The sequence below is a fragment of the Nitrospirillum bahiense genome (genome assembly GCF_007828025.1).
Classification (GTDB): domain Bacteria; phylum Pseudomonadota; class Alphaproteobacteria; order Azospirillales; family Azospirillaceae; genus Nitrospirillum; species Nitrospirillum amazonense.
The window spans coordinates 105182-125355 of record NZ_VITO01000017.1 but is presented as its reverse complement, the minus strand read 5'-3'; the positions used below and the strand labels follow the sequence as shown (position 1 = coordinate 125355).

Annotated in this window: 1 protein-coding gene; it reads left to right on the top strand. The window is 71.9% G+C overall.

Annotated elements, in window-relative coordinates:
- Positions 1-16: 16 nt before the first annotated feature.
- Positions 17-20152: an Ig-like domain-containing protein gene (locus FBZ88_RS22060; protein ID WP_145619279.1), complete on the top strand. Its 20136-nt coding sequence runs from the start codon at positions 17-19 to the stop codon at positions 20150-20152.
- The last annotated feature ends 22 nt before the right edge of the window (positions 20153-20174 follow it).

Sequence of the window (20174 nt, the reverse complement as noted above, 5' to 3'; positions counted from 1 at the left end):
TGACGGGAACACCGCCATGGCTCAGCAGAGCGACAAGTCGTCGTCGAACGCCAAGACCCAAGCCCTTCGCGACCAAGCCGCCACGCAGCAGAACAGCCGGCCATTGAAGGCGCTGGAACGGCCGGGCGCCGATACCGCCCGGGACCCACGCTCTGAAAGCGGTTACCTCAGTTCCGTCCATAATGGCAGCCAGCTGGAAGGCGGCGCCAGCACCGTCCAGGCGCCGGCCACCGGCGCCTACGCCAACAACGTCACGGAGACGGCGGCCCTGTCCAGCACGGCGCCGTCGCTGCAAGAGAACACCACCGACCTGATCTCCAGCGGCGGCACCAGCAGCGGTGGCGGCACGTCCTTCCTCGGCGGCGGCGATACCGGCGGCGATCCGGTGGGCAGCGGCGGCACGGCGCCGGCCCTGACCTCCTCCACGGCCGCCCCGGCCCAGGCCCGCGCCACCGTCCTGCCCTCGACCGCCACCCCGGTCCACGCCGAATCCGCCCCCGCCGTGGCCGCGCCGTCCAGTCAGACCAACACCCAGCAGACCGCGCTGGACAGCACCAACACGAACACCAGCACCACGACGACCAACACGGGCACGAATACCGGTGCCGGCACCGGCACTGGGACTGGCACGGCGACCACGACCACCCCGTCCACGGGCGGCACGTCCTCCGGAGCGTCGTCGGGCTCGTCCTCCACCGGCGGCACCGCCTCATCCGGCACCGACGCCGGCACAACCAGCGGGGGCACGACCACCGGCGGCACCAGCACCGGTGGCACGGATCATACCGGCACCGCCAGCGACGCCTCGACTGGCAACACCACCACACCGTCCACCGGCACGAACACGGGCACGGGCACCCAGGCCGGAACCGGCAGTACCGGAACCGGCGGCGTCGAAGCCGGCAGCGGTGGCACGGGCACCACCCCCACCGATCCCTCAACCGGGACTGGATCGGGCGGCACCGACCACAGCACTGATCCGACCACCGGCACCGGCTCCGGTGGCACCCAGACTAGCGGTGGCAACACCGGCACCGGCTCGACAGACCCCGCCACCGGCAGCGGTGGCACCGCTACCCCCCCCACCGATCCCTCGACCGGAACCGGCACGGGCGGCGCCGACCACGGCACTGACCCGACCACCGGCACAGGCTCCGGCGGCACCCAGGCTGGCGGTGGCAACACCGGCACTGGAACGACCAACCCCACCACCGGCGGCGGTGGCACCGGCACCACGCCCACCGATCCCTCAACCGGGACCGGCAGCACCGGCCACAGCACTGATCCGACCACCGGCACAGGTTCCGGCAACGTCGAGGCCGGCGGCGGCAACACCGGCTCCGGCTCGACCGACCCCACCACCGGTAGCGGCGGTACGGGCACCGGAACCTCTCCCACCGATCCCTCCACCGGAACCGGAACCGGAACCGGCGGCACCGACCACAGCACTGATCCGACCACCGGCGCGGGTTCCGGCGGGGTCGAGGCCGGCGGTGGCAACACCGGCACCGGCTCGACCAGCCCCACCACTGGCGGCGGTGGCACGGGCTCCGGCTCCACCCCCACCGATCCCTCCACCGGAACCGGCGGCACCGACCACGGCACCAATCCAACCACCGGCACAGGTTCCGGCAGCGTCGAGGCCGGCGGTGGCAACACCGGCTCCGGCTCGACCAACCCCACCACCGGCGGCGGTGGCACGGGCTCCGGCTCCACCCCCACCGATCCCTCCACCGGAACCGGCGGCACCGACCACGGCACCGATCCAACCACCGGCACGGGCTCCGGCGGGGTCGAGGCCGGCGGCGGCAACACCGGTACCGGCTCAACCGACCCCACCACTGGTAGTGGTGGCACGGGCGCCACGCCCACCGATCCCTCCACCGGGACCGGCGGTGCCGACCACGGCACTGATCCGACCAGCGGCACAGGCTCTGGCGGCGTTGAGGCCGGCGGTGGCAACACCGGCTCCGGCGCGACCAACCCCACCACCGGCAGCGGCGGCACCGGCACCACGCCCACCGATCCCTCCACCGGGACCGGTTCTGATGGCACGGATCACGGCACCGACCCGACCACAGGCACCGGCTCCGGTGGCACCCAGGCTGGCGGCGGCAACACCGGTACCGGCTCGACAGACCCCGCCACCGGCAGCGGTGGCACCGCTACCACCCCCATCGATCCCTCCACTGGGACCGGCACGGGCGGCACCGGCCACGGCACTGACCCGACCACCGGCACAGGCTCCGGCAGCGTCGAGGCCGGCGGTGGCAACACCGGCTCCGGCTCAACCGACCCCACCACCGGCAGCGGTGGCACGGGCAGCACGCCCACCGATCCCTCCACCGGAACCGGCGGCACCAACCACGGCACTGACCCGACCACTGGCACGGGCTCCGGCGGGGTCGATGCCGGCGGCGGCAACACCGGCTCCGGCTCGACCAACCCCACCACCGGCAGTGGTGGCACGGGCGCCACGCCCACCGATCCCTCGACCGGGACCGGCAGCACCGACCACGGCACTGATCCGACCACCGGCACAGGCTCCGGTGGCGTCGAGGCCGGCGGTGGCAACACCGGTACCGGCTCAACCAGCCCCACCACCGGCAGCGGCGGCACGGGCACCACGCCCACTGATCCCTCAACCGGGACCGGAACCGGCGGCACCGACCACGGCACTGACCCGACCACCGGCACAGGCTCCGGCGGCGTTGAGGCCGGCGGTGGCAACACCGGCACCGGCTCGACCGACCCCACCACCGGCGGCGGTGGCACGGGCAGCACGCCCACCGATCCCTCAACCGGAACCGGCGGCACCAACCACGGCACTGATCCGACCACCGGCACAGGCTCCGGCGGCGTCGAGGCTGGCGGTGGCAACACCGGTACCGGTTCGACCAGCCCCACCACTGGCGGCGGCGGCACGGGCACCACCCCCACCGATCCCTCCACCGGAACCGGAACCGGCGGCACCGACCACAGCACTGATCCGACCACCGGCACAGGCTCCGGCGGCGTCGAGGCTGGCGGTGGCAACACCGGCTCCGGCTCGACAGACCCAACCACCGGTACCGGCGGTACGGGCACCGGAACCTCTCCCACCGATCCCTCCACTGGGACCGGCACGGGCGGCACCGACCACGGCACTGATCCGACCACCGGCGCGGGCTCCGGCGGGGTCGAGGCCGGCGGTGGCAACACCGGCTCCGGCACGACAGACCCCACCACCGGCAGCGGTGGCACCGGCACCACGCCCACAGATCCCTCAACCGGGACCGGAACCGGCGGCACCGATCACGGCACTGACCCGACCACCAGCACAGGCTCCGGCAGCGTCGAGGCCGGCGGTGGCAACACCGGCACCGGCTCGACCAGCCCCACCACTGGCGGCGGCGGCACGGGCACCACCCCCACCGATCCCTCCACCGGAACCGGAACCGGTGGCACCGATCACGGCACTGATCCGACCACCGGCACAGGCTCCGGCAGCGTCGAGGCTGGCGGTGGCAACACCGGCTCCGGCTCAACCGACCCCACCACCGGCGGCGGCGGCACGGGCACCACCCCCACCGATCCCTCCACTGGGACCGGAACCGGTGGCACCGATCACGGCACCGACCTGACCACCGGCACCGGCTCCGGTGGCACCCAGGCTGGCGGTGGCAACACCGGCACCGGCTCGACAGACCCCACCACCGGCAGCGGTGGCACGGGCACCATGCCCACCGATCCCTCAACCGGGACCGGAACCGGCGGCACTGACCCGACCACCGGCACAGGCTCCGGCGGCGTTGAGGCCGGCGGCGGCAACACCGGCTCCGGCTCGACCGACCCCACCACCGGCAGCGGTGGCACCGGCACTACGCCCACCGATCCCTCCACTGGGACCGGAACCGGCGGCACCGATCACGGCACTGACCCGACCACCAGCACGGGCTCCGGCGGGGTCGAGGCCGGCGGTGGCAACACCGGCTCCGGCTCAACCGACCCCACCACCGGCGGCGGCGGCACGGGCACCACCCCCACCGATCCCTCCACTGGGACCGGAACCGGTGGCACCGATCACGGCACCGACCTGACCACCGGCACCGGCTCCGGTGGCACCCAGGCTGGCGGTGGCAACACCGGCACCGGCTCGACAGACCCCACCACCGGCAGCGGTGGCACGGGCACCATGCCCACCGATCCCTCCACCGGGACCGGAACCGGCGGCACTGACCACAGCACTGATCCGACCACCGGCGCGGGCTCCGGCGGGGTCGAGGCCGGCGGTGGCAACACCGGCACCGGCTCGACCAGCCCCACCACTGGCGGCGGCGGCACGGGCACCACCCCCACCGATCCCTCCACCGGGACCGGAACCGGCGGCACCGACCACGGCACTGATCCGACCACCGGCACAGGCTCCGGCGGCGTCGAGGCCGGCGGCGGCAACACCGGTGCCGGAACGACCGACCCCACCACCGGCAGCGGTGGCACGGGCTCCACCCCCACCGATCCCTCCACCGGGACCGGCGGCAATGATCCCGGCACCGGCACGGGTTCCGGTGGGACGACCGATCCTGGCACCGGTGGACACACCGATCCAGGTACAGGTGCCTCAATCAGCCTGACGCTGTCACCTGCGCTTGGCCTGGAAGATCACTCCATCGGCGTTTCCATCTCCGTCGGCTTGCCCGCCATGGGTGCTTCCGGAACCGTTAGCGTCACCATCGATGGTGTTCCGGCCGGCGCCACCCTGTCCGCCGGCATTGACAACCATGACGGCACCTGGACGCTGACCGGCGATCAATTGGTGGGCCTGACCCTCACCTCCCCGACTGACTACAGCGGCACCCTGAATTTGGGTGTGACAGCTCATGCCACGCTGGACGACACGGATATCAGTGCCGCCGGCAGTCTGGCCGTCACCGTCGCCCCGGTGGCCGATGCCCCTACCCTGACGATCCTGCCCGCCGTGGGCCTGGAGGACCAACCTATCGCCCTGACCATCGCCGCCGGCCTGCACGCTCCGGCCGATGGCGAGACCCTGTCCGTCACCATCGCCGGTGTCCCCGTCGGCGCCACCCTGTCCGCCGGCACCGACAATGGCGACGGCACCTGGACCTTGACCGGCGCCCAGCTCACCGGCCTCACCATAACTCCGCCGGCCGATTACAGCGGCACGCTGAACCTGAGCGTCACCGCCCATGCTGAAGTGGGCGGCACCTACGCCGACACCACCGGCAGCCTGGCCGTCACCGTCGCCCCCGTGGCCGACGCCCCCACCCTGACGATCCTGCCCGCCGTGGGCCTGGAGGACCAGCCCATCGCCCTCACCATCGCTGCCGGGCTGCACGCTCCGGCCGATGGCGAGACCCTGTCCGTCACCATCGCCGGTGTCCCCGCCGGCGCCACCCTGTCCGCCGGCACCGACAATGGTGATGGCACCTGGACCCTGACCGGCGCCCAGCTCACCGACCTCACCATCACTCCGCCGCATGACTACAGCGGTACCTTGACGCTGTCCGTCACGGCGGAGGCTGCGGTCAATGGCACCACTGCCGACACCACGGGCACCCTGTCCATCACGGTGGCGCCCGTGGCGGATGCGCCGGTGTTGAGCCTGCAGGCGTCGGTGGGGCATGAGGACCAACCCATCGCGTTGAGCATCTCCGCCAGTCTGGTCGATCCGGCACAGGGTGAGACACTGTCGGTGACGGTGGCCGGTGTACCGGCGGGCGCCCACCTGTCGGCGGGCGTGGACAACCACGACGGCACCTGGACACTGAGCGCCGGCCAGCTGACGGGCCTGACCCTGACGCCGCCGGCCGATTACAGCGGCACGCTGACCCTGTCCGTCACAGCCCATGCCGAGGTGGGTGGCACCAGCGCCGATACCACCGGCACCCTGGCGGTGACGGTCGACCCCGACACCGTGCATGTCGGCGTGGGCATCGACGCCCCGGGCCTGACCCTGCTGCCGGCCATCGGCCTGGAAGACCAGCCCATCGCCCTCACCATCGCCACCAACCTGCCCAACCCGCTGGCGGGGGAGACGTTGAGCGTCACCATCAGCGGACTGCCGGCCGGCGCCACCCTGTCCGCCGGCACCGACAATGGTGACGGCACCTGGACCCTGACGGCCGTGCAGCTCACGGGCCTGACCATCACCCCACCCGCCGACTACAGTGGCACCCTGACCCTGGGCGTCACCGCCCATGCCGAGCTGGCGGGGGTCGAGGCCACCACCAGCGCCAACCTGGCCGTCACCGTCACCCCCGTGGCCGACGCCCCCACCCTGGCCGTCCTGCCCGCCATCGGGCTGGAGGACCAGCCCATCGCCCTGACCATCGCCGCCGGCTTGGTGGCTCCAGCCGATGGCGAGACCCTGAGCGTCACCATCGCCGGCGTTCCCGTGGGCGCCACCCTGTCCGCTGGTACCGACAACCACGACGGCACCTGGACACTCACCGGCGTCCAGCTCACCGGCCTGACCATCACCCCGCCCGCCGATTACAGCGGCACGCTGAACCTGTCCGTCACCGCCCATGCCGAGGTGGGCGGCCTGGAGGCCACCACCAGTGCCAGCCTGGCGGTCACCGTGGCGCCAGTGGATGTCTCCATTGGTGCCGGTGCCAGTATCGAGGCGCCCAGCCTGGTGGTCCTGCCCGCCGTGGGCCTAGAGGACCAGCCCATCGCCCTGACGCTGGCGGCCGGCCTGACCGCCCCGGTGGCCGGGGAGACGCTGCATGTCACCATCAGCGGCCTGCCGGCCGGCGCCACCCTGTCCGCCGGCACCGACAACCATGACGGCACCTGGACACTGACCGGGGCACAGCTGACGGGCCTGACCTTGACGCCGCCCGCCGACTACAACGGCACTATCACCCTGTCCGTCACCGCCCATGCCGAGGTGGGCGGCCTGGAAGCCACCACCAGTGCCAGCCTGGCCGTTACCGTCACGCCTGTGGCCGATGTGCCCAGCCTGGCCGTCCTGCCTGCCGTCGGGCTGGAGGATCAGCCCATTGCCCTGAGCATCGCCGCCGGCTTGGCGGCTCCCGCGGCGGCTGAAACCCTGTCCGTCACCATCGCCGGTGTGCCGGTAGGCGCCACCCTGTCGGCCGGTACCGACAACCACGACGGCACCTGGACCCTGACCACCGCCCAGTTGACCGGCCTGACCCTGACGCCGCCGGCCGATTACAACGGCACCGTCACCCTGACCGTCACCGCCCATGCCGAGGTCAACGGCACCAGCGCCGACGCCAGCGGCAGCCTGTCGGTCACCGTCCTGCCGGTGGCCGACGCCCCCACCCTGGTGACGCTGCCGGCCGTGGGCCTGGAAGACCAGCCCATCGCCCTGACCATCGCCGCCGGGCTGCATGCCCCGGCCGATGGCGAGACCCTGTCCATCACCATCGCGGGCGTGCCCGCCGGCGCCACCCTGTCCGCCGGCACCGACAACCACGACGGCACCTGGACCTTGACCCCCGCCCAGCTGACGGGCCTGACCCTGACGCCACCGGCCGATTACAACGGCACCGTCACCCTGACCGTGGCGGCGCATGCCGACGCCAACGGCACCACCGCCGACACGACGGGCAGTCTGTCGGTCAGCGTGCTGCCGGTGGCCGACGTGCCCACTCTGGTGGTGTTGCCCACCGTGGGGCTGGAGGACCAGCCCATCGCCCTGACCATCGCCGCCGGCCTGGCGTCTCCGGCGGCGGGGGAAACCCTGTCCGTTGTCATCAGCGGCGTGCCCGTGGGCGCCACCCTATCCGCCGGTACGGACAATCATGACGGTACCTGGACCCTGACCGGCGTCCAGCTGACCGGCCTGACCATCACCCCGCCCGCCGATTACAGCGGCGCGCTGAACCTGACCGTCACCGCCCACGCCGACGTCAACGGCACGGAGGCCACGGCCAGCGCCACCGTGGCCGTCACCGTCCTGCCCGTGGCGGACGTGCCGAACCTCGTGGTGCTGCCAGCGGTGGGCCTTGAAGACCAACCCATCGCCCTGAACATCGGCGCTGGCCTGGCGACGCCGGCGACGGGGGAGACCCTGTCCGTGGTGGTGAGCGGCGTACCGGTGGGCGCCACCCTGTCGGCCGGCACCGACAACCATGACGGCACCTGGACCCTGACCGGGGCACAGCTGTCCGGCCTGACCTTGACGCCGCCCGCCGATTATCACGGCACCCTGAACCTGACCGTCACCGCCCATGCCGACGTGAACGGCACCGAGGCGACGGTCAGCGGCGGCCTGGCGGTCACCGTCCAGCCTGTGGCGGATATCCCCAATCTGGTGGCCCTGCCGGCCGTGGGCCTGGAGGACCAGCCCATCGCCCTGACCATCGCCGCCGGGCTGATGACGCCGGCTGCGGGGGAAACCCTGTCGGTGGTGGTGGGCGGCGTGCCCGTGGGTGCCACCCTGTCCGCCGGCACCGACAACCACGACGGCACCTGGACCCTGACCGGCGCCCAGCTGACCGGCCTGACCATCACCCCGCCCGCCGACTACAGCGGCACCCTGAACCTGACCGTCGCCGCCCATGCCGAGGTGAACGGGACGGAGGCCACCGCCAATGCCGCCGTCGCCGTCACCGTCCTGCCGGTGGCAGACGTGCCCAACCTGGTGGTGTTGCCGGCGGTCGGACTGGAAGACCAGCCCATCGCCCTGAACATTGGCGCCGGCCTCACCACGCCCGCGGCGGGGGAAACCCTGTCGGTGGTGGTCAGCGGCGTGCCCACCGGCGCCGTCCTGTCGGCCGGCACCGACAACCATGACGGCACCTGGACCCTGACGGGCGTCCAGCTGACCGGCCTCACCCTCACCCCACCGGCCGATTACAACGGCACCCTGACCCTGGGCGTCACCGCCCATGCCGACGTGAACGGCACCGAGGCAACGGTCAGCGGCAGCCTGGCAGTCACCGTCCTGCCTGTGGCGGATATCCCCAACCTGGTGGCCCTGCCGGCCGTGGGCCTGGAGGACCACCCCATCGCCCTGTCCATCGCCGCCAGCCTGGCGACCCCCGTGGCGGGCGAAACCCTATCGCTGGTGGTAGCCGGCGTGCCGGTGGGCGCCACCCTGTCGGCCGGCACCGACAACCATGATGGAACCTGGACCCTGACAGCCGCGCAGCTGACGGGCCTGACGCTGACACCGCCGGCCGATTACAGCGGCACCCTGAACCTGACCGTCACCGCCCACGCCGACGTCAATGGGACGGAGGCCACGGCCAACGCCGCCATCGCCGTCACCGTGCTGCCCGTCGCCGACGTGCCCAACCTGGTGGCCTTGCCCGTGGTGGGCCTGGAAGACCAGCCCATCGCGCTCAACATCAGTGCCGGCCTGGCCGCGCCGGTGGCGGGCGAAGCCCTGTCGGTGGTGGTCAGCGGCGTGCCCACCGGCGCCGTCCTCTCGGCCGGCACCGATAACCATGACGGCACCTGGACCCTGACCGGCGTGCAGCTGACCGGCCTGACCATCACCCCGCCCGCCGACTACAATGGCACCATCACCCTGGGCGTCACGGCGCATGCCGACGTGAACGGCACCGAGGCCTCAGTAAGCACCGGCCTGACCGTCACCGTCCTGCCGGTGGCTGACATCCCCAACCTGGTGGTCCTGCCGGCCGTCGGCCTGGAAGACCAGCCCATCGCACTGACCATCGGCGCCAGCCTGGCGACCCCTGCGGCGGGTGAGACGCTGACCGTCACGGTGAGCGGCCTGCCGGCCGGCGCCGTCCTGTCCGCCGGTACCGACAACCACGACGGCACCTGGATCCTGACGGGTGCCCAACTGACGGGCCTAACCCTGACCCCGCCTGCCGACTATCACGGCACCCTGACCCTGGGCGTCACGGCGCATGCCGACGTGAACGGCACGGACGCCGCCATCAGCGCCAATGTCGCCGTCACCGTGTTGCCGGTGGCCGATATCCCCAACCTGGCGGTCCTGCCCGTGGTGGGGCTGGAAGACCATCCCATCGCCCTGACCATCACCGCCGGCCTGGCGGCCCCGGTGTCGGCGGGGGAGACGCTGAGCGTCACCGTCGCCGGCCTGCCCGCCGGTGCCAGCCTGTCCGCCGGCACCGACAATCACGACGGCACCTGGACGCTCACCAGCGCCCAGCTGACCGGTGTCACCCTGACACCACCCGCCGATTACCATGGCAGCCTGAACCTGACCGTCACCGCCCATGCCGACCTGAACGGGACGGACGCCACGGCCAGCGCCAATTTGGCAGTCACGGTGCTGCCCGTGGCCGACATCCCCAACCTGGTGGTGCTGCCCACGGTGGGGCTGGAGGACCAGCCCATCGCCCTGAACATCGCCGCCAGCCTGACGGCGCCGGTGTCGGTGGGTGAAAGCCTGACGGTCACCGTGGCCGGCCTGCCCGCCGGCGCCACCCTGTCGGCCGGCACTGACAACCATGACGGCACCTGGACCCTGACCGGGGTGCAGTTGAGCGGCCTGACCGTCACCCCGCCCGCCGACTACAACGGCACCCTGAACCTGACCGTCACCGCCCACGCCGACGTCAACGGCACGGAGGCGACCGCCAGCGCCAACCTGGCCGTCACCGTCCTGCCCGTGGCCGACGTGCCCAACCTGGTGGCCTTGCCCGTGGTGGGCCTTGAGGATCAGCCCATCGCCCTGAACATCGGCGCCGGATTGGCAAGTCCGGCGGCAGGCGAGACCCTGTCCGTGGTGGTCAGCGGCGTGCCGGCGGGGGCGACCCTGTCCGCCGGCACCGATAACCACGACGGCACCTGGACGTTGACCGGGGCTCAGCTGACTGGGCTGACCCTGACCCCGCCGGCCGACTACAGCGGCACCCTGAACCTGGCCGTGACAGCCCACGCCGACGTCAACGGCACGGAAGGCTCAGCCAATGTCGGGCTGGCTGTCACGGTGCTGCCGGTGGCGGATATCCCCAACCTGGTGGTCCTGCCCGTGGTGGGCCTGGAAGACCAGCCCATCGCCCTGACCATCGCCGCCAGCCTCACCGCCCCGGTGGCGGGGGAAACGTTGAGTGTCACCATCAGCGGCCTGCCGGCCGGCGCCAGCCTGTCGGCCGGCACCGACAACCATGACGGCACCTGGACCCTGACCACGGCCCAGTTGACCGGCCTGACCCTCACCCCGCCGGCTGACTATCACGGCACCTTGAACCTGTCCGTCACCGCCCACGCCGACGTGAACGGCACCGAGGCGACCGCCAGCGCCACCGTCGCCGTCACCGTCCTGCCCGTGGCAGACATCCCCAACCTGGCGGTCCTGCCCGTGGTGGGCCTGGAAGACCAGCCCGTCGCCCTCACCATCGCCGCCGGCCTGGTGGCCCCGGTGGCGGGGGAAACGCTGAGCGTCACCATTGCCGGCATGCCGGCGGGCGCCACGCTGTCCGCCGGCACAGACAATCATGACGGCACCTGGACCCTGACCACGGCCCAGTTGACCGGCCTGACCCTCACCCCGCCCGCCGATTACCACGGCACCCTGAACCTGGCCGTCACCGCCCACGCCGATGTCAACGGCACGGAAGCGACGGCCAGCGCCACCGTGGCCGTCACCGTCCTGCCCGTGGCCGACATGCCCAACCTGGTGGTCCTGCCCGTGGTGGGCCTGGAAGACCAGCCCATCGCCCTGACCATCACCGCCGGCATCGCCACGCCGGCGGTGGGAGAGACCCTGTCCGTGGTGGTTGGCGGCCTGCCGGCGGGCGCCACCCTGTCGGCAGGCACCGACAACCATGACGGCACCTGGACCCTGACCGGCGCCCAGCTGTCCGGCCTGACACTGACACCGCCGCACGACTATCACGGCACCCTGAACCTGACCGTCACCGCCCATGCCGACCTGAACGGGACGGAGGCGTCGGTGGGCGCCAGCCTGGCCGTCACCGTCGTGCCCGTTGCCGACGTGCCCAACCTGGCCGTCCTGCCCGTGGTGGGACTGGAGCATCAGCCCATCGCCCTGAACATCGCCGCCGGCATCGCGGCCCCGGCGCCAGGTGAGACGCTGACCGTTACCGTCAGCGGCGTGCCGGTGGGCGCCACCCTGTCCGCCGGTACCGACAACCACGACGGCACCTGGACCCTGACCGGCGCCCAGCTGTCCGGCGTCACCCTGACCCCGCCGGCCGACTATCACGGCACGTTGAGCCTGGGCATCACCGCCCATGCCACCCTGGCCGGTGTCGAGGCTACCACCAACGCCAGCCTGTCGGTGACGGTGCTGCCGGTGGCCGACATTCCCAACCTGGCGGTCCTGCCGGTGGTGGGGCTGGAGGATCACCCCATCGCCCTGACCATCACCGCCGGCATCGCCACGCCGGCGGTGGGGGAAACCCTATCGGTCGTCGTCACCGGCGTGCCGGTGGGCGCCACCCTGTCCGCCGGTACCGACAACCACGACGGCACCTGGACGCTGACCGGCGCCCAACTGACCGGCCTGACCCTGACCCCACCCGCCGACTACCACGGCACCATCACCCTGGGCGTCACCGCCCATGCCGACCTGGCGGGGGCCCAGGCCTCGGTCAGCGCCAACCTGGCGGTGACGGTGCTGCCGGTGGCCGAGGTGCCCAACCTGGTGGCCCTGCCGGTGGTGGGCCTGGAAGACCAGCCCATCGCCCTGAACATCGCCGCCGGGCTGCCCACCCCGCTGGCGGGGGAAACCTTGTCCGTGGTGGTGGGCGGCCTGCCCGCCGGCGCCACCCTGTCCGCCGGCATCCACAACGGCGACGGCACCTGGACCCTGACCAGTGCCCAGCTGACGGGCCTGACCGTCACCCCGCCACATGACTACAACGGCACCCTGAACCTGACCGTGACCGCCCACGCCGACCTGAACGGCACGGAAGCGACGGCGAGCGCCAACCTGGCCGTCACCGTCCTGCCCGTGGCGGACATCCCCACCCTGGCGGTGCTGCCCACGGTGGGGCTGGAGAACCAGCCCATCGCCCTCACCATCGGCGCCGGCCTGGTGGCCCCGGCCCTGGGCGAAACCCTGTCCGTCGTCGTCAGCGGCGTGCCGGTGGGCGCCACCCTGTCCGCCGGTACCCACAACAGCGACGGCACCTGGACCCTGAGCGGGGTTCAGCTGACCGGCCTGACCCTGACCCCGCCTGCCGACTACACCGGCAGCCTGACCCTGGGCATCACCGCCCACGCCGACATCAACGGCACGGACGCGGCGATCAGCGCCAACCTGGCCGTCACCGTGCTGCCGGTGGCGACCATCCCCACCCTGGTGGTCCTGCCCGTGGTGGGCCTGGAAAGCCAGCCGGTGTCGCTCAACATCTCCGCCGGGTTGGTCAGCCCGGTGGTTGGAGAAACGCTGTCGGTGGTGGTCAGCGGCGTGCCCACCGGTGCCACCTTGTCTGCCGGCACCAACAACCATGACGGCACGTGGACGGTGGCCGGGGCCCAGCTGACCGGCCTGACCCTGACCCCGCCGGCCAACTACCACGGCACCCTGGACCTGACCGTCACCGCCCACGCCGGCCTGAACGGCACGGACGCCGTGGCCAGCGCCCACCTGTCGGTCAACGTGCTGCAGGTGGCGGACATCCCGACCGTGGCCGTCCTGCCGGCCGTCGGGCTGGAAAACCAGCCCGTGGCGCTGAACCTCACCGCCGGCCTTGCCACCCCGGTGGCGGGGGAGAGCCTGTCCGTGGTCGTCAGCGGCCTGCCCCTGGGCGCCACCCTGTCCGCCGGCACCCACAACGCCGACGGCAGCTGGAGCCTGACGGCCGCCCAGCTGACCGGCCTGACCCTGACCCCGCCGCACGACTACAGCGGCAGCCTGAACCTGACCGTCACGGCCCACGCCGGCCTGAACGGCACGGACGCCACGGCCAGCGCCAACCTGGCCGTCACCGTCCTGCCCGTGGCCGAAGTCCCCAACCTGGTGACCCTGCCCGTGGTGGGCCTGGAGAACCAGCCGGTGGCGCTCAACATCACCGCCGGCCTCGCCACCCCAGTGGTGGGAGAGGCCCTGTCGGTGGTGATCAGCGGCGTGCCCGCGGGCGCCACGCTGTCCGCCGGCACGCACAACAGCGACGGCACCTGGACCCTGACGGCCGCCCAACTGACGGGCCTCAGCATCACCCCGCCGCACGACTATCACGGCACCTTGAACCTGACCGTCGCCGCCCATGCCAGCCTGAACGGCACCGACGCGGTGGCCAACGCCAACGTGGCCGTCAACGTCCTGCAGATCGCCGACGTTCCCACCCTGGCGGTGCTGCCGGCCGTGGGGCTGGAGAACCAGCCCGTGGCCCTCAGCCTGACCGCCGGCCTGGCCGCGCCCGTGGCGGGGGAGACGCTGTCGGTGGTCGTCACCGGTGTGCCCGTTGGCGCGACGCTGTCCGCCGGCACCCATAACGCCGATGGCAGCTGGACCCTGACCGGCGCCCAGTTGACCGGCCTGACCCTGACGCCACCGGCCAACTACCACGGCACCCTGGACCTGACCGTCACCGCCCACGCCGGCCTGAACGGCACCGACGCCGCGGCCAGCGCGCACCTGTCGGTCAACGTCCTGCAGGTGGCGGATATCCCGACCCTGGTCACCTTGCCGGCCGTGGGCCTGGAGAACCAGCCGGTGGCCCTGAGCCTGACCGCCGGCCTGGCCGCCCCCGTAGTGGGCGAAACGCTATCCGTGGTCGTCACCGGCGTGCCCGCCGGCGCTACCCTGTCGGCCGGCACCCACAACGCCGATGGCAGCTGGACCCTGACCGGCGCCCAACTGACGGGCTTCAGCATCACGCCGCCGGCCAATTATCACGGCACCCTGAACCTGGGCGTCACGGCGCACGCCAGCCTGAACGGCACCGACGCCACGGCCGGCGCCACCGTGGCCGTCACCGTGCTGCAGGTGGCGGACATCCCGACCCTGGTCACCCTGCCGGCCGTGGGCCTGGAGAACCAGCCCGTGGCCCTGAGCCTGACCGCCGGCCTGGCCGCCCCCGTGGTGGGCGAGACACTGTCCGTGGTCGTCACCGGAGTGCCCGCCGGCGCCACCCTGTCGGCCGGCACCCACAACCCCGACGGCAGCTGGACCCTGACCGGCGCCCAACTGTCCGGCCTGACCCTGACGCCGCCAACCAACTACCACGGCACCCTGAACCTGACCGTCACCGCCCATGCCGGCCTGAACGGCACCGACGCCACGGCCAGCGCCAACCTGGCGGTGAATGTTCTGCAGGTGGCGGACATTCCGACCGTGACCGTCCTGCCCGCCCTGGGCCTGGAGAACCACGCCATCGCCCTGACCCTGGGGGCCGGCCTGCTGGCCCCCGTGGTGGGCGAGACGCTGTCCGTGGTCGTCACCGGCGTGCCCGCCGGCGCCACCCTGTCGGCCGGCACCCACAACGCCGATGGAAGCTGGACCCTGACCGGCGCGCAACTGTCCGGCCTGACCCTGACGCCGCCCGCCAACTACCACGGTACCTTGAACCTGACCGTCACCGCCCACGCCGGCCTGAACGGCACCGACGCGGCGGCCAGCGCCAGCATGGGCGTCACCGTCCTGCCGGTGGCCGATGTCCCCAACCTGAACCTGGGCACGTCGCTGGGCCTGGAGAACCAGCCCATCAGCCTGAACCTGGCCACCAGCCTGCCGGAGGCGATCACGGGCGAGACCCTGGCCGTGACCATCAGCGGCCTGCCCCTGGGCGCCACCCTGAACCACGGCGTCCTGCAACTGGACGGCAGCTACCTGCTGACCCCGGCCCAGCTGACGGGGCTGACCATCACGCCGCCGGCCAACTACACCGGTACCCTGACCCTGTCGGTCGACGCCCACACCTCAGTCAACGGCACCGGCGCGGATGCCACCGGCAGCCTGTCGGTCACCGTGCTGGCCACGACCCAGGCGCCCACCCTGGCGGTCGCCGCCGCCGTGGGTCTGGAGGACCACCCCATCGCCCTGACCATCGCCACCTCCCTGGTGGCGCCGGTGGCGGGTGAGACGCTGTCCGTCACCCTGACCGGCGTCCCGGCGGGGGCCACCCTGTCCGCCGGCACCCATAACGCCGACGGAAGCTGGACGGTAACGAGCGCCCAGCTGTCCGGCCTGGCCCTGACCCCGCCGGCCAACTACAACGGCACGCTCAGCCTGGGCGTCACCGCCCACGCGGCCCTGGGCTCGGTGGAGAGCACCACCAGCGCCATCCTGCTGGTGGTCGTCAACGCCGTGGCCGACACACCCCACCTGGCCGTCCTGCCCGCCAATGGGCTGGAGGATCACGCCGTCCCGCTGACCATCATGGGCGGCCTGTCCGACACCGACGGGTCAGAGGTCATGAGCGTCGTCGTCAGCGGCCTGCCGCTGGGTGCCACGCTGAACCACGGCATCCTGCAACTGGACGGCAGCTACCTCCTCACCCCGGCCCAGCTGTCCGGCCTGACGGTGACGCCGCCCACCAACTACAGCGGCACCTTCAACCTGACGGTCACGGCGCACGCGACCGAGACCAGCACCCTGAACGACGCCGCCACCAGCCTGACCCTGCCGGTCACGGTGGCCGGCGTGGCCGATACGCCCACCCTGGTCATGACCCCGGCCCTGGGCGTGGCCAATGCCGCCATTCCCCTGGGGGTGGCCCCCGTCCTGGGCGACACCGACGGGTCGGAGCAGCTGTCGGTCACCGTGTCGGGCATCCCGGCCGGCGGCACGCTGAACCATGGCCAGCTCACCGCCGTGCTGGCCAACGGCACCACGGTGTGGTCGCTGTCGCCCAGCGACCTGTCGGGTCTGACGCTGACCCCGCCGCACAACTACAGCGGCACGCTGAACCTGACCGTCAACGCCATCGCCACCGAAACCGGCAGCGGCAGCGCGGCCAGCGTCAGCGGCACCCTGGGGGTCACCGTCCTGGGGTCCTTGGGCGTGCCCAACCTGCTGCACAGCGACGTCTCGGTCAGTCTGGGCGCCGCCGTCGGCGTGCAGGGGACGGCCACCGCGCTGGACCTCACCACGGGGCTGTCCGCCGCCGCGTCGGTGAGCGACCTCAATTCCGTCGTCGTCAGCGGCCTGCCCGCCGGCGCCTCGCTGAATCACGGCGTCCTGCAGCTGGACGGCAGTTATCTGCTGACGCCTTCGCAGCTGACGGGGCTGACCATCACCACGCCCTCCAGCTACAGCGGCAGTTTCAACCTCAACGTCTCCTACGGTGTCGGCGTCGGCGCGCAGGCGGAAACGGTGGGCGGCACCCTGGGCGTGCAGGTCGCGGCCGTGGCCAATGTCGGCTCGGTCGTCACCTCGGCCGTCAGTGGGCTGTACCACACCGCGCTGGGCCTCAACGTCGTGGGCTCGCTGCTGGACACGGTGGGGACGCAGCAGCAGTCGTACATCATCGGCGGCGTGCCCAACGGCGCCCACCTGTCCGCCGGCATCAACAACGGCGACGGCACCTGGACGGTGCTGCCCAGCCAGATCACCGGTCTGACCGTCACCCCGCCCATCAGCTACAGCGGCACCATGAACCTGACGGTGACGGAAGTGGCGCGCGACGCGAACGGTTCCGTCGCCGTCTCCGCCACCCAGCCGTTGGCGGTCACGGTGGCCTCTGAAGTGGTGGGGGCGCTGACCGGCCTGCTGCTGACCCCCGTACACGGGTTGGAGGACACGGCCATCACCCTGGGCACCAGCCTGGTCAGCCTGAACCTGCTGGGGGCGGCCAGCGTCACCATCGCTGGCGTGCCGGCCGGCGCCACCCTGTCGGGCGGCACTAAGAACAGCGACGGTACCTGGACGGTGGCCAGCGGCCTGCTGAGCACCTTGAAGATCACCCCGCCCACCAATGATGCCAGCGACTTCCAACTGGGCCTTTCGGTCAAGGTGCTGGGCATCACCACCCAGATCGGCCTGCTGAACGTGCGGGTCGATGCCGTGGCCGACGCCCCCACCCTCACCGTTACCGGCCCCGCCAGCGTGACGGAGAACCATGGCATCCCGCTGACCATCACCGGGGCGCTGACGGACACCGACGGGTCGGAAACCCTGTCCTATGCCATCAAGGGCTTGCCGGCCGGCGCCACCCTCAGCGCAGGTCACTATAACGCCCTGACCGGCGACTGGGACCTGAAGGCGTCGGAAGTGGCCAACCTGACCCTCACCCCGCCCACCAACTACAGCGGCACGCTGAACCTGCAGGTGGTGGCCATCTCCTCGGAGTTGGAGGGCAACTACACCAGCACATCGAAGAGCCTGTCGGTGACCGTCACCCCAGTTACGCAGCAGCCCATACTGACCATCACGCCATCGACGGGAGCGGAGCATACGCCGATCGCCCTGCATGTCGGCGCGGCCCTGGGCGATACCGACGGGTCGGAACACTTCACCACCATCCTGGTGGCGGGCCTGCCCACCGGTGCCACCCTGAACCATGGCACCAGCCTGGGCGGCGGGGTCTATTCCCTGACCACCGCTGACCTCACCGGCCTGACGGTGACGCCGCCCACCGGCTACAGCGGTACGCTGAACCTGACGGTCAGCGCCACGGCGCAGGACGGCACGGCGGCCACGGCCACCACCACCGGCACCCTGGCCCTGACGGTCACGGCGGTGGCCGACGCCCCAACCCTGACCCTGCCCACCACGCCGGTGGCGGTGACGGCCGGGGCGGCCACGGCCCTGAACATCGCCGGGGCGCTGGTCGACACCGACGGGTCGGAGCATCTGTCCGTCACCATCGGCAACGTGCCCACGGGTGCGGTGCTGTCGGCGGGCCTGAACAACGGCGACGGCACCTGGACCCTGACGGCGGCGCAGTTGGCCGGCCTGAAGGTCACCCTGCCCAGCACCGTGACCAGTGACGTGAACCTGACGGTCACGGCCCACGCGGTGGAAACCAGCACGGGCAGCGCGGCGGACACCACCGGCACCGTCACCCTGCATGTGACCCCGGCTGCCGCCGGCGTCCATCTGGCGGCCCTGGATACGGCGACGACGGAGGATACGGCGGTGGCCCTGACCCTGGGCGTATCGACCGACAACCTGGACACCAACGGCCATGTGTCGGTGACGGTCACCGGCCTGGCCAGCGACGCCGTGCTGAACCACGGCACCCACAACGCCGACGGCAGCTGGACGCTGACCACTGACGACCTGGCGGGCCTGACCCTGACCCCGGGCCACAATGACGCCAGCGCCATCACGGCGCACGTCGCGGCCACCGCCACCACCGGGGCCGGTGCCATCTCCACCACCAGCGGCGACGTCCACATCGCCGTCACCGCGGTGGCCGACGCCCCTGCCCTGCAGACGACGGACACCAGCGGCAGCAACAACGGCCCCATCGCCCTGAACATTCAGTCTGCCCTGGTGGATACGGACGGGTCGGAAAACCTGCATGTCACCGTGGGCGGCCTGCCCGTCGGCGCCATGCTGACGGCGGGGACGGACAACCATGACGGCACCTGGACGCTGCAGTCGTCCGACCTGGCGCACGTCTCACTGGTTCCCTCGGGCACCGAGACGGGCACGCTGGCCCTGACCGTGACGGCCACGGCGCAGGAGGCCAACGGCAGCACGGCCAGCACCAGCAGCCTGCTGCACGTGGCGGTGGCCGACAGCCATAGCCTGGCCACCGACGGGCTGCTCGCCTCCGGCCTCAGCCTGTCGGCGGTCAGTGGACAGACGGTGTCGCACGCCATCGTGTCACTGGACCCGCTGGCCTTCCACACGGGCGACAGCCTGTCGCTGGCCGGCCTGCAACTGGACACGACGGCGGACGGCCGCACCATGATCGCCAGTACCAATATCGAGGTGGTTGGCGGCGGCTTCGACAGCGTGCACCATAGCCTGACGCTCGCCGGCGACGCCGATGCCAGCACCTACCAGTCCGTCCTTCAGGCCTTGAACCTGAACGCCGGCGCCGACAACGGCACGCGGGCCATCAGCATCGACCTGTACGACCAGGGCGGCGCGCACATGGCGTTGGGTCACTTCGACCTCAGCCACACGGTGGGCACGGTGGGGGACACGTTGACGGCACTCAGTACAACCTTGAGCACGGGCCTGGACACCACCTTTGACAGCTCTACCTCGTCTTCGGGGCTGGACAGCGCCGTGGCCGATCCCTTCAGCGGGTCGTCGACGGTGGACACCACCGTCCACCACGACACGACCATCCACACCGGGTTCTGACCACATCGGACTGAGAGATGCC